Origin of the sequence: Massilia luteola (assembly GCF_034420155.1) — a bacterium.
GTDB lineage: Bacteria > Pseudomonadota > Gammaproteobacteria > Burkholderiales > Burkholderiaceae_D > Telluria > Telluria luteola.
Genome location: NZ_JAXOFN010000041.1, coordinates 43614 through 55872 on the forward strand (window position 1 = coordinate 43614; position 12259 = coordinate 55872).

The following is a 12259-nucleotide window of genomic DNA, read 5'->3' on the forward strand; positions in this document are numbered from 1 at the left end:
AAGACGGTATACTCCGGCGATGCGCATCCAGCTCTTCTCCGACCTCCACCTCGAACGCGATCCCGGGTTCCAGCCGACCATCCTTGCCGACACGGACGTCGTCGTCCTCGCCGGTGACATCGGCTCGTACCAGGCCCGTTCGCGCCTCGTCACCGACGACTTCGGCCTCGCCCGGTTCGCACCCGCCCACACGGGCGCCGGCGCGCGCGTGCTGTACGTGCCCGGCAACCACGAATTCGACGGCCTCGATTTCGACGCCACGCAGGCCCGCCTGCGCGCGACGTGCGCCGCGCTCGACATCACGTGGCTCGACCGCGCCACCGTCACGATCGGCGCCGTACGCTTCATCGGCACCACGCTGTGGGCCGACTTCGACGCGCTGGCGTCCGGCGAGACCGACATCACGCGCCAGCTCAAGCAGCGCGAAAAAGCCTTCCGCGCCGCGAATTACTACCTGAGCGGGAACACGACGCTGGTGGACGGCGAGCCGCTGCTGGCCGAGGGCCAGCGCGAACTGGCGTTCGAGTGCCAGGCCTGGCTGCGCGCCGCGCTGGCGACCCCGTTCGACGGCACCACCATCGCCGTCACCCATTACGCCCCGACGCTGCGCAGCGCCGATCCGCGCTACGGCATCTCGCCCGGCACCGCAGGCTTCTGCAACGCGCTGGACGACCTGCTGCCGTTCGCCGACGTGTGGATGCACGGGCACCTGCATTGCGCGAACGATTACGTCGTCGAAGGCACCGGCTGGCGCTGCCGCGTCGTCGCGAATCCGCTCGGCTATGCGAGCAAGGGCGAGCAGGCCGCGTTCCGCCCCGACCTCGTGATCGAGGTCTGACGGTCAGTCGCGCACGCCCTGGTACATCAGGGCGCTGTCGTTCATCCCGAACTTGAACTTGCGGTTCAGCGCGATGATCTCGGCGCCCGCCAGCAGCGTGGGACCGTAGCCGTGCGCCGCCTTCACGCTGGTCGGCCGGTAGGCGTAGAACGCGGGATCGAACGCCATGCCCGTGCCCACGCAGGTGCCGTCGATCTGCCCGTTCGGCCGCACCCGGCTCGCGACGGCGTCCCACGCCAGGTTCGCCATCGGCCCGTAGGCCTGCGCGTCGACATAGCCCCGGTTGACGGCGCGCGCGATGGCGTAGGCGTAGATCGCCGTGGCCGACGTCTCCTCGTAGGTGTCGTCGCGGTCGATCAGCTGGTGCCAGAAGCCGTCCTTGGACTGGTAGCTGGCGAGGCCCTTGATGTGGGCGCGCAGTTGCCCGAGCACGGCCTTGTAGTCCTTGTGGTCCTTCGGCAGCACCTCGAGCACCTCGACCATGGCCATCACGGCCCAGCCGTTCGCGCGCGCCCAGTGCATTTCCGGATGGTCGCGCATGCCCTCGACGTAGCCGTGCATGTAGATGCCGAGGCGCGGATTGAACATGCGCTTCGAGAACTGCAGTACCTGGCGCGCCGCGTCGTCGTAGTAGCGCCGGTCGCCCGTCGCCTTGCCCAGGTAGGCGATGGTCGGCACGCCCATGAACATATCGTCCAGCCAGAGCGTGTCCGGCAGCGGGCGCATCCTGGTTCCGCCGTGGCCGTCCGGGCCGCCCCGCGCCAGGGTGCCGTCCTTCAGCCGGTATTCCTTCTTCGTGACGAAATCGCCGCAGACGCCGATCATCTGCGTGTAATCGACCGGCGACTTTACGCCGCCCTCGCCCAGCTTCGCCTTCAGGAAGCTCTCGCACAAGGCGCCGGCGTCGTCCAGCGCGTGCGGGTTCAGGAAGCTCTTGATCGGGGCCGCCGTGTGCTCGCGGTCCGCCATGACGCCCGGCAGATAGGTTTTCGTCAGCGTGGCCAGCAGCTGGTGCCGCTTGATCGCGTAGTCGGTGTAGCGGCGGTCGCCCGTGGCCGCGCCGGCGGCCAGCATGCCGGAGTACGTCACGCCCCATTCATAGCTCGTCAGGCGGAAGTCGCCCGGCTTCAGCACGGCGTTCGGGTCGGGCCGGCCCAGGTCCGTGATCGGCGCGCCCGTCGTCTTGTCGATGACGTCCGCCGGGGTGACCTTGTCCAGGTAGTCGAACACGCGGTCCAGCACGGCCTTGACCTCGGCCGCGTCCATCGCGCGGTACGGGGTCGGGTAATGCACTTCGAGCGCGTGCAGCATGGCGTCGGCCGCGACCGGGCCTTTTTCCTGCGGGGCCGGGGCCTGCTGGGCGGATGCGTCCAGCGCGACGGCGGCGGCCAGCGCGAGCGCCAGCCTGTGGCGCGGCTTCGATCGGTTCATCAAGCGTCTCCTGCTTATTCGAGTCGTTGTATGGTCAGGTCGTCCACCGTCTGGCGCGACCACGTCGTGCGGAACCCCAGGTAGCCGGCCGTGAGCGGATGCGGGTCGCGGTACGTGAACCAGTCCGCGCCGTCCACGCGCACGCGCGTGCAGCCGTCGTACACCGCGATCTCGATGCGGTAGTCGCGGTTCGGCACGAGCAGGTGCGGGGCATCGACGTATTCGCCGACGAGCTTGCGCGCGCCGTCGCCGTAGCGGCGCAGGCGCGTCGTCTTGTTGCGGTTGCCGCCGATGCCCACGTAGTACATGGCGAGATCGTCGTAGTCCTCGAACTTGCCGCTGCGCGTGAACAGGCCGGCGCGCGCGGGATCGCGCGCCATCCAGAACACGTTCAGGTCGGACAGCCGGTCGTTCTTGCCGCCGGCGACGACGACGCGGCGCGTAAAACCGATCAGCAGGTTGCCGGACAGCGGCCTGTCCAGCCACACGGTGGCGCCGCCGTCGACGTCCATCAGCAGCCGGCCGTCGCGGTTCGCGACGACGTTGCCGGGCTTGCGCGCATACTCGGCCACATAGCCCGCGAGCGGTCCGCTGAAATTGTCACGGACGAGTATCGCGCCCGGCTTGCCCCAGTTCGTGCACGCCGCGGGTGCGGCCGCATCGGCCTGTCCGGTCAGCGCAGCCAATGCCGCCAGCGCGGCGAGCGTGCGCCTCATTGCACCGCCGCCGCGCTGGCGGCAAAATACGGCCCGAGCGGATTGCCCGGCAGCGCCTTCAGCCCGGCCACGACACGCTCCGCGTTGAACGCGGCGCCGGCCGCATTCGTGTGCGTGCGCGCATCGGCGAACAAGGCGTTCACGCGCTCCGCCCCGAGCCGCTTGTAGCCGTCCGCCACGAGCAGCGTGAGGTCGATGAATTGCGCGCCGCCGGCCGCGGCCACCTGGCGGTCCCAGTCGGCGAACGTCGCGAAGTCGCGGCCTTCCTGCCAGCGGTCGCGGTGCGGCACGGGCGCCAGCAGGACCACGGTCGCGCCCTTCGCCTTCGCGTCCGCCACATAGCGCGCCATGTACCAGCCGAAGCTGTGCACCTGTTCCTTGCTGCCGTCCGGCCGCGTGTCTTCCACGGTGTCCGGACCGATGCCCGGCGCCGACGCGCGGTTCTTCATCGCGGGGTCGCCGATGCGGCCGCCGTCGTTGTGGCCGAACTGGATCAGCACGACGTCGCCGCGCTTGAGCTGGTCGCGCACCTTGTCCCAGCGGCCTTCCGTGAAATACGTGCGGCTGCTGCGGCCGCCGATGGCGGCGTTCACCACATTGATCTTGCTGGCGTCGAAGTAGGGCGCGATGCGCTCGCCCCAGCCGATCATGCCGCGCATGCCGCCGCTCTTCACCGTCGAATCGCCGACGAGGTACAAGGTCGGCAGGCTCGCGTCGCGCGGCGCCTCGTCATGCACGGTGCGGGCATCCACGACGGGGCGCTCGTCCTCGCGCACCGGCGGCTGCGGGTTCGCCGGCGGCTGCGGCTTCAGCCACGCGGCGATGCGCGGATCGCCCAGCGCCTCGAGTCCCTGTACGACGACGCCCGCGTTCAACACGGCGCCGGCCCAGTTGGTGTGCGTGTGCTCGTCCGGCACCGTCTGCGGGAACAGCTGCCTGACCGCGTCCATGCCCAGCGCGTCGTAGCGGCGCGCGATGCCCTCGTTCAGGTCGATGAAGCCGACGCCTTCGGCCCTGGCGACGGCCGCGGCCCAGCCGCCGTACGTGTCCTTGTCGCGCTTCGCATGGCCGGCCGCGTCCCACTGCTTGTGCGGGATCGGCGAGCAGATGACGGGCGTGGCGCCCTTCGCGCGGATGTCGGCCACGAATTTGCGCAGATACCAGCCGTAGCTGTGCACCACCTCGTGCTTGTGCGTGAGCAGGTTGTCGATCTCCTGCGCCTCGTCGCCGGTGCCGCGGATCGTGCCGCGCGCGCGACTCGTGTCGTTGACGGGGCCGGCGTCGTTGTGACCGAACTGCATGACGACGATGTCGCCGCGCTTGACGAAGGCCAGCGTGCGCTCCCAGTGGCCGCTCGTGATGTACGTGCGGCTCGACAGCCCGCCGACCGCGCGGTTGACGACGTTGACTTTCGTCGGATCGAACCAGGCGGCGATCGGATTGCCCCAGCCCCACTGGCCGGCCGCGCCCTTGCCCTGGCCGTCGTCGCGGCCGTTGCGGACCGTGGAATCGCCGATCAGGATCAGCGACGGCAGGTGCGGGTTCGCGGGCTCCGGCAGCGTGACCTGGGCCCGCGCCGGATCCGTATTGACGGCGGGCGGCAGGGCCTGGGCGTGGGCGCAGCCGATGGACAGGAGGATGAGCGCGGCGGTGCGCATCAACCGCGAAAACAGCGGGGAAAACATCGGGGAAAGCAGCGGCATGGCGGGGGTCCGGTCTCGTTGTTCTGCGATGCATTCTATGCGAGCGGCGTCGCCCGTCAAAACCGGTCCAGCCAAAGAATCAGGAAAATGATCGGTTGGCGATCACGGCCGCTGCAACAATGGGCGGATCCGAACAAAGGGAGACCACCCATGCGCCCACCCGCGGCGAGCGCCGGCGCCGGCGCGTTACAGGCGCTCGACGCGCAGGTTGCGCAGCTCGTACGGCGTGCCTTCGAGCTGGAAGCCGATGCGGCCCGTCGCCGGCTGCGCGATCGTGACGCTGTTCTGGCGCACGCCGTTGATCGTCACGTCGACGCAGCCGCCGCGCACCAGCACGTCCATGCTGTTCCACTCGCCCGGTGCGCGCTCGCTGTCGGGCGCGGTGTGCGCCTTGATCGCGGGGTAGGCGCCCGGGGCGCTCGTCAGCGGCTCGCTGAACGTGGCGCCGGCCATCGGCAGCAGGTCGCCCGCGGCGCCGTGTTTCGTCTGCACCTGGATGCTGTAGGGCCAGACGCCGTCCTTCGGTCCGGACGCCACGTGCAGCAGCACCCCGCCGTTGCCCGGCTTGCCGGGCCAGCGCCATTCCACGTGCAGGCGATAATCCGTGTACGTGGCGCGCGTGGCGATGAAGCCGGAAGGCTTGCCCGCCACGGCGATGACGCCGCCGTCGCGCGCCTGCCAGACGCCGTCCAGCCGCGCCGCCGGCGTCGTCACGATATCCAGTGCGCCGAGCGCGCCGGCCACCGGCGCCGTCGTCGTCGCACACCCCACCAGGCCCGCGCACAACAGCGCGCCGCCGAACCACCCAAGCTTTACCATGTCAGGACCTCACGATGAATCGTTCGAATGAAAACAGGAGACTTTGCATGAAACTCGTCGCCGGCGCCCTCCTCGCCGGCCCCGTCGACGCGGCCCGCGCCGCGCCGCAAATCCCGGCCACCGCCGTGATCCCGCTGTGGCCCGAGGGCGTACCGGACGCGAAGCCGGGACTCGGCCCCGAACACGTCGAGAACGGCCACATCGCCAACGTCAGCGAACCGACGCTGACCGTGTACGGCCCCGCCGTCGACCGCCCGAACGGCACGGCCGTCATCATCTGCCCGGGCGGCGGCTACGTGCGGCTGTCCACGCAGCGCGAGGGCGAGCAGTACGCGGCGTGGCTCGGCACGCTCGGCATCACGAGCTTCGTGCTCAAATACCGGATGCAGGAATTCGGCCATCCGGCCCCGCTGCGCGACGTGCTGCGCGCGGTACGCATCGTGCGCGCCGAAGCGGCACGGTACCACATCCGCCCCGACCGCATCGGCGTGATGGGCAGCTCCGCCGGCGGCCACCTGGCGGCCAGCGCCGGCACGCTGTTCGACCATCCGCTCGGCCGCACCGGCGCGGAACTCGACAAGGTCAGCGCCCGCCCCGACTTCCTGATGCTGCTATACCCCGTCATCACGATGGATGGCCCGGCCGTCCACGCGGGCTCGCGCAAGGCGCTGCTGGGTGCGCACCCGTCCGCGGCGGACGTCCAGCTGATGTCGGTCGAGAAGCAGGTGACGGCCGCCACGCCGCCCACGCTGCTGATCCACACGCAGGAAGACCGCACGGTCCCCGTCGAGAACAGCATCCTGTTCTACCAGGCGCTCACGCGCGCGAAGGTGCCGGCCGAGATGTATCTGTTCGAGCATGGCGGTCACGGCATGGGGATGCGGGCCGGACTCGGGACCGCGTCGGACTGGCCGATACGGGCGGAGGCCTGGCTGAAGGCGCGGGGGTTGCTCGATCCCGCGAAATAAAACCCCGTCGTTCCCGCGATAACAGCCGTCGTTCCCGCGAAGGCGGGAACCCAGGTTCGTACTGGCGCGCGGCATGAAATTGGGCCCCCGCCTCCGCGGGGGCGACGTTTCAATGCGGCGGGCCAACGCGCCGGCCGGCTCACTCCAGATGAAACACCTGCTTCAACGCCCACTCGCGGGGCCGATTCCCCGGCTCCACTTCCATCAGGGGCGCCATGTGATCCCACCAGCGCCGCATCACCGGATGGTCCGGCAACGCGGCGGCCGTGTGGCCGGGCCGCAGCTTGAGCACGGCGAACAGCTGCAGCGTGTCCTCGTCGAGGAAGATCGAATAGTCGTGGATGCCGGCGGCACGCAGCAGGTCGGCCAGCTCCGGCCAGATATCGTCGTGGCGGCGCTTGTACTCGTCGACGCTGCCGGCCTTGAGCCGCATGACGAACGCACGGGTGTCGACCGGCCCGCTCATCGCGCGCCTCCCGCCGCCATGCGCTTGAGTTCCGCGGCCGCGAGCATGACGCCGCCGACACCGTAGTCATAGCTGGACGTGGGCCGGTAGAACGCCGGCTCGGCGCCGGTCTGCTGGATATTGCCGACGCGGCCGTCCGCATACACGTTCTTGAGGATGCCCGCCCACGCCTTCGCGATCACGGGCCGGAACTTCGCGCCGTCGAGCAGGCCGTGGTTCACGCCGTACGCCATGCCGTACACGAACAGCGCCGAGCCCGAAAGCTCCGGCAGCGGATAGGTCTTCGGATCGAGCAGGCCCGCGTGCCACAGGCCGTTCGCGTCCTGCAGCGAGGCGATCTTGTCCGCCATCTCACGCAGCTGCTGCACATAGAAGCCGCGCTGCGGATCGTCCGCCGGCACATAGTCCAGCACGCGCGCGAGGCCGCCCAGCACCCAGCCTTCGCCGCGCGACCAGAATATCTTCTTGCCGTTCGGCTCGCGCTTGTCCTTGTAGCTGGCGTCGCGCGCATACAGGTGTTCGCCCTTGTCGTACAGCAGGTCGTACGTGCGCTTCCAGTTCACGTGCATGTAGTCGAGGTATTTGCGTTCGCCCGTCGCCTTGTACATCTTGGCCCATACCGGCGGGGCCATGAACAGCGCGTCGCACCACCACCAGGGGATGCGCGCATCGTTCGGCTTGAGCGTCGCCAGCGGCAGCAGGTCGTCCATCTCGGCCTTCGTCAAGGTCAGCATGCCCGGGTTCTTTTCCTGGAAATACAGGTCGAGATAGGTCTGGGCGACCGAGAGATCGTCCGCGTTCGGCAGGCGCGAGCGCTCCTGGAAATCGAAGTGGCGCGCCATCGCGAGCATCGCGTCGCGGTATTTCGGGTCGCCGGTCGCCTCGGACGCCGCCATGAAGCCCGTGTACATCACGCTCTCGGTCCAGATGCGCGAGAACCAAGGTTGGGCGCGCGCCAGCTGCCAGTCCGCCACGCGGCGCAGGACCTTGTCGATGGCGGCCGGCGTCAGCTCGGGCGACAGGTCCGTCGCGAGCGGGCCGGCGTCCAGGGGCGCGTCGCCGAAATGGCGCGCGATGTCCTTGTCGATGATGGCCTGCATGGCCGGCGTCGGCAGCGGATAGGTGGCCGCGGTCTGCGCGCACGCCGGCAGTGCCAGCGTGACGCTCGCGGCCAGCAGGGAAAATCGTCGGATCGTCTTCATGTCGTTCTCGTCCTGTTCTGCGTAGTGATCATTGCCCGCCCTCGCCCAGCAGCCTGACGGGACCCAGCAGGCCCGCCGGCTGCGGCGCGATCAGCGCCGTGTCCTGCGGGACGAAGCGCTGGCCGTAGCGCGCCCACAGCAGCCGGTAGTCCGGCAGTGCATGGCCCGCCAGGGCGTTCAGCGCAAGATTGCCCACCTGGACCTCGATGCGGTTGCGGCCCGGCCGCAGGAATGCGGTGACGTCGACGGCATAGGGCGGATGCCAGACGGCGCCCGCGCGGCGTCCGTTCACGACCACCTGGGCCGCTTCGCGCACCGGGCTCTCGTACATCGCGCGCATCCCGGCGGGGACCTTCGGCGTCGACGCGAGCGGCGTGCCCGGGCCGAAATCGAGCACGATGCGGCGCGACTTCAATTGCGCGGCCGTGAGCTCGACGTCCTTGTCGTAGGTGGCAACGCCCGAGAAGTAGCGGGTCGCATCAATGTCGGTCCACGAGCGCAGCGTGTCCAGGCGCACGGCCTGCGCCCTGCCCGGGAAGCGCAGGGTCCAGCCGCGGCCAAGGTCCGCGATGTCCGTCGTGGCCGCGACGGGCGCGGGCGCCGGCGCGGCCGCAAGCGCATCGGCCAGCACGAGCACGCGCGATTCGTACGGCGCCAGGTCGAGCCGCGCCGGCAGCGTGGCCGCCGTCATGCGGCCGCTGTCCGGATCGATCCACGCGGCCGCCTTGCGCGCCGCCGCGAAGCTCGCCTCCGCATGCACGGGGCGGTTGCTCGTGTTGGCGATGAAGTAGATATCCGCGTCGCGCAGCCGGCGGCGCACGAAGCCGACGTCGGCCGCCTGCGCCGACAGCTTCAGGTCCGGCGCCAGCACGGCCTGCAGCGCGGCGCCGACGGCGTTGTCGTCGGCCACCACGCGCACGTTCGGGCTCGCGAACAGCGCCTTCGCCTTCGCCGCCACGCTTGCCGACACGCGCGCCGCATCCAGATACCCGGGCGCCAGCGCCGGCGCGCCGCCCACGGCCACGATCTTCCCGCCGCCGCGCACGTAGTCGGCCAGCCGGTCGATCACCTCGGGCGCGAGCCGCGTCACATGCGGCATCACGAGCACGGGATGCCTGACGCCCAGCGCGAGGATCGCCTGCGCGTCGATATAGTCGAGGTTCTGGCCCGCGTCGAGGATCTGGGCCGTGAGCGCCGGCGTCACGTATTTGTGCATCTCCGCCGACAGCGACACCTTGCCCGGCACGAGGGCCGCGTACACGTCGTCGTTCGGCAGCAGCACGGCGACCTGGTTCGCGGGCTCGCCCTGGCGCATCAGCCAGCTCATGCGCGTCAGATAGGCCGTCACGTCCGGCATCACGTTCCACCACGGGTTGTGGTCGTTGAACACGGCGGCGGCATAGAACGCGTAGCCCGGTTCGAGCGTGCCGGGCGGCGTGTAAGGCCAGCCGTGGCCCACGAACTGGTTCACGCCCTGGAGCAGCATGCGGTCGGCTTCCGCCTTCATGTCCAGCGGCGTCGCGGCGAACGCGGGCGAGTGCAGCCACGTCCACGTCTCGGCCGAGATCACGGGGCGGCCGTACAAGTGGCCGGCCGACGTCGCGAGGCGCGTGAACGAGAATTCGCGGAACTGCGGCCCCTCGCCTTCCGGCAGCGCGACGAGGCGGTTGCTGGACAGCGAGACGGCCGGCTCGCCGTACGTCTGCGAGCGGAAGCGCGTGCCGTGCCGTTTCGCCCAGGCGTCGATCGGCATCAGATAGCGCTCTTCCACGAGCTCCGTCTGCGTCAGGGCCCAGTCGTGGCGCACGGCCGCCGCGTCCGGCCCCTGGCCCGTGAACACGGCCGGCAGGTGCGGCACGATATCGTAGCCGCGCCGCTTCCTGAATTCGGCCACGAAGTCGTCCGTCCAGTCGGTGCTGTAGACCTCCAGGCTGTCCGAGAACACGGCATACGGCGGCGCGTCGCCGAACGCCTTCATCAGCGGTTCGGCGACGGTGGCGAGATGGTGGTCGATGGCCTTGCGGCTCAAGTGGTCGAGCACGAAGCCCTCCGCGCCCAGCGCCGCGCGCTTGACCTGCTGGCCCGTGCGGCTGGCGATGTAGGCGACGACCTTGCGCGCACCGTTCGCCGGCGCGATCGGCGCCCGGCCGTCGGCGCCGGCCGCGGCGGAAAGCGGCCGCAACGCCGCGGGGTCGACGTCCGCGCCGACGAACGTCGCGACGAGCTTTTCGCCGCTCATCACGGCCGGCAGCGCGAAGCTGGAGGCGCCCGCCGGCACGTCGACGACGGCCTGGCGCAGCCGCGCCGCCGCCTCGTCGACGGTGACGTGCGGCCCGCCGTACGGCCAGCCGCTGGCCAGGGTCATATCGACACGCATGCCGTTGGCGCGGCCCGTGCGGTTGGCGTAACCGACGGCGTCGAGGAATTCGGGGGACAGGTACGGGACGTTATGGATGCCGCGCGCGGCGTCGTCCAGTTCCATCGGATACACGGGCTGGATCTCGAAGCCGCCGATGCCGCCGGCCTTCATCGCGAGGATCTCGCGTTCCAGCTCGGGTTTCGCGACGGCGGGGCCGAACCACCACCAGCGCATCATGGGACGGGCGTCGGGCGGCGGTGCCTGGAGGTGCGCGGCGACGTCGGCGAAGGTGGCGGCCGGGCCGGCGGCGTGCGCGGCGAAGGCGCACGACAGCGCGGCCGCCAGTAAAGCGATGCGCGGGGAGCGCTGGCTCATGCGGGAACTCCTGGGGCGAGTGGGCGAAACGCGCCGGTACGAACGGCGCGTGCAACTGTTCGACTGCTTTGAACGACCGTCGTTCCCGCGCAGGCGGGAACCCAAGTTACCATGCGTGCGCGCAGCACTCGGCCCCCCGCCTGCGCGGGGGCGACGTTTCATCGCGGGGGCGACGTTTCATTCGTAATCGCTGCGCCTCACACGATCCCGCTGCTGCTCGCCCCCGCCTTCGCCGGACGTGCGCCCGCCGCGCGGTCGCGATACCCGCTCGCGCGGTAGCATGCCACCGGGTCGGCCGCGCCGCCCGCGCGCACGCGCGCCATCGCGAGGATGGCCGACACGTCGGTGCGGTACGCCGTCTTGAGCGCCTGCGCCGCCAGCAGCACGTCGTTGGATTCCTGCAGCGCGGCCAGCTCGGTGCGGTCGACGAGCGCGGCCTGCACGTACGCGCGCTGCACTTCCACCGCGCTGTTCATCAGGCTCTCGATGGGGTCGGTCACGTTATGCGACTGGTCCAGCATGTACGCCGGCGCGAACGTCGGGCCTTCGCGCAGGGCGGCGTCGGCCAGCTCGTTGAAGACCAGGAACAGCTGGAACGGGTTGATCGAGCCCGAATCCAGGTCGTCGTCGCCGTACTTGCTGTCGTTGAAGTGGAAGCCGCCCAGCTTGCCGAACTGCGCGAGACGCGCGACGATCATCTCGATGTTCGTGTTCGGCGCGTGGTGGCCCAGGTCGACGAGGCATTTCGCCTTCGGGCCGAGCGTGGTCGCGCACGCGAAGCTCGTGCCCCAGTCGGCGATCGTGGTCGCGTAGAACGCCGGCTCGAACAGCTTGTGTTCGATGAAGACGTTCCAGTCGTCCGGCAGCGCGGCGTAGATGCCGCGCATGCTGTCCAGGTAGCGCTCCAGCGCGCCGCGCAGGTTGCTCTGGCCGGGGAAGTTGGCGCCGTCGCCGACCCACACGGTCAGCGCCCTCGAACCGAGTTCGCGTCCCAGTTCGATGCAGTCGATGTTGTGCTGGACGGCCTGCGCGCGCGTCGCGGCGTTCAGCGACGTGAGGCTGCCGTATTTATACGTGTGTTCCTGGCCCTGCTGGTCCTGGAAGGTGTTCGAGTTGACGGCGTCGAAGGCCAGGCCCAGCGCATCCGCGTGCTGGCGCAGCTCTTTCGCGTCCGTCGGCCTGTCCCACGGGAAGTGCGGCGACACGCTTGGGGTGGCGCGCGTGAGCTGGTTGATCACGCCGCAGTCGTCCAGCTTTTCGAACACGTTGCGCGGCTCGCCGCGGCCCGGGAAGCGCGCGAAGCGGGTGCCGCCCGTGCCCACGCCCCAGCTGGGCACGGCCACGGCGAAGCGCTGCGCGAGCGCCGTCAGTTCTTCGATATC

The 12259-nt window shown here is 70.1% G+C and carries 10 protein-coding genes; 2 read left to right on the forward strand and 8 right to left on the reverse strand.

The window, feature by feature from the left end; genetic code table 11:
• Positions 1 to 19 precede the first annotated feature (19 nt).
• A complete protein-coding gene (locus U9J41_RS26360; RefSeq protein WP_322405147.1) occupies positions 20 to 838 on the forward strand; it encodes a metallophosphoesterase in 819 nt (272 codons plus the stop codon).
• A 3-nt stretch (positions 839 to 841) separates the two neighbouring features.
• Here U9J41_RS26360 and U9J41_RS26365 read toward each other — a convergent pair whose 3' ends face one another.
• The 4 genes from U9J41_RS26365 to U9J41_RS26380 all read right to left on the reverse strand — a co-directional run bounded on the left by U9J41_RS26365 (position 842) and on the right by U9J41_RS26380 (position 5507).
• Complete coding sequence (locus U9J41_RS26365) at positions 842 to 2269, reverse strand: glycoside hydrolase family 88/105 protein (RefSeq protein WP_322405148.1); 1428 nt, start codon at positions 2267 to 2269, stop codon at positions 842 to 844.
• A gap of 14 nt (positions 2270 to 2283) precedes the next feature.
• The gene (locus U9J41_RS26370) at positions 2284 to 2985 is read right to left on the reverse strand and encodes a DUF6250 domain-containing protein (RefSeq protein WP_322405149.1); all 702 of its coding nucleotides are present in this window, start codon (positions 2983 to 2985) and stop codon (positions 2284 to 2286) included.
• A complete protein-coding gene (locus tag U9J41_RS26375; RefSeq protein ID WP_322405150.1) occupies positions 2982 to 4688 on the reverse strand; it encodes a rhamnogalacturonan acetylesterase in 1707 nt (568 codons plus the stop codon). The genes U9J41_RS26370 and U9J41_RS26375 overlap by 4 nt, the downstream gene beginning before the upstream one ends.
• Positions 4689 to 4874: 186 nt before the next feature.
• Complete coding sequence (locus tag U9J41_RS26380) at positions 4875 to 5507, reverse strand: 3-keto-disaccharide hydrolase (protein ID WP_322405151.1); 633 nt, start codon at positions 5505 to 5507, stop codon at positions 4875 to 4877.
• A 47-nt stretch (positions 5508 to 5554) separates the two neighbouring features.
• Between U9J41_RS26380 and U9J41_RS26385 the strand changes: the two genes are divergently transcribed.
• Entirely contained in the window at positions 5555 to 6475 is a 921-nt protein-coding gene (locus U9J41_RS26385; protein WP_322405152.1) for an alpha/beta hydrolase, read from the forward strand.
• Between the two features lie 139 nt (positions 6476 to 6614).
• On the opposite strand, the gene rhaM is transcribed toward U9J41_RS26385, so the two are convergent.
• From rhaM to rhaI, 4 genes are all read right to left on the reverse strand, one after another.
• Positions 6615 to 6941, reverse strand: a complete 327-nt coding sequence (rhaM, locus tag U9J41_RS26390) for an L-rhamnose mutarotase (protein WP_322405153.1) — start codon at positions 6939 to 6941, stop codon at positions 6615 to 6617.
• On the reverse strand, positions 6938 to 8143 hold the full coding sequence (locus U9J41_RS26395) for a glycoside hydrolase family 88/105 protein (RefSeq protein WP_322405154.1): 1206 nt from the start codon (positions 8141 to 8143) through the stop codon (positions 6938 to 6940). Before U9J41_RS26395 ends, rhaM begins: the two co-directional genes overlap by 4 nt.
• Before the next feature lie 28 nt (positions 8144 to 8171).
• A complete protein-coding gene (locus tag U9J41_RS26400; protein ID WP_322405155.1) occupies positions 8172 to 10877 on the reverse strand; it encodes a glycosyl hydrolase in 2706 nt (901 codons plus the stop codon).
• 197 nt (positions 10878 to 11074) lie between these two features.
• Positions 11075 to 12259: L-rhamnose catabolism isomerase (gene rhaI, locus U9J41_RS26405; RefSeq protein ID WP_322405156.1), on the reverse strand; the 1185-nt coding region annotated here is incomplete at its 5' end.

Excerpts from the sequence above, each read along its gene's own strand:
- U9J41_RS26360 (WP_322405147.1), top strand. The coding sequence starts at position 20 with ATGCGCATCCAGCTCTTCTCCGACCTCCACCTCGAACGCGATCCCGGG.
- U9J41_RS26365 (WP_322405148.1), bottom strand. The coding sequence starts at position 2,269 with ATGAACCGATCGAAGCCGCGCCACAGGCTGGCGCTCGCGCTGGCCGCC.
- U9J41_RS26370 (WP_322405149.1), bottom strand. The coding sequence starts at position 2,985 with ATGAGGCGCACGCTCGCCGCGCTGGCGGCATTGGCTGCGCTGACCGGA.
- U9J41_RS26375 (WP_322405150.1), bottom strand. The coding sequence starts at position 4,688 with ATGCCGCTGCTTTCCCCGATGTTTTCCCCGCTGTTTTCGCGGTTGATG.
- U9J41_RS26380 (WP_322405151.1), bottom strand. The coding sequence starts at position 5,507 with ATGGTAAAGCTTGGGTGGTTCGGCGGCGCGCTGTTGTGCGCGGGCCTG.
- U9J41_RS26385 (WP_322405152.1), top strand. The coding sequence starts at position 5,555 with ATGAAACTCGTCGCCGGCGCCCTCCTCGCCGGCCCCGTCGACGCGGCC.
- rhaM (WP_322405153.1), bottom strand. The coding sequence starts at position 6,941 with ATGAGCGGGCCGGTCGACACCCGTGCGTTCGTCATGCGGCTCAAGGCC.
- U9J41_RS26395 (WP_322405154.1), bottom strand. The coding sequence starts at position 8,143 with ATGAAGACGATCCGACGATTTTCCCTGCTGGCCGCGAGCGTCACGCTG.
- U9J41_RS26400 (WP_322405155.1), bottom strand. The coding sequence starts at position 10,877 with ATGAGCCAGCGCTCCCCGCGCATCGCTTTACTGGCGGCCGCGCTGTCG.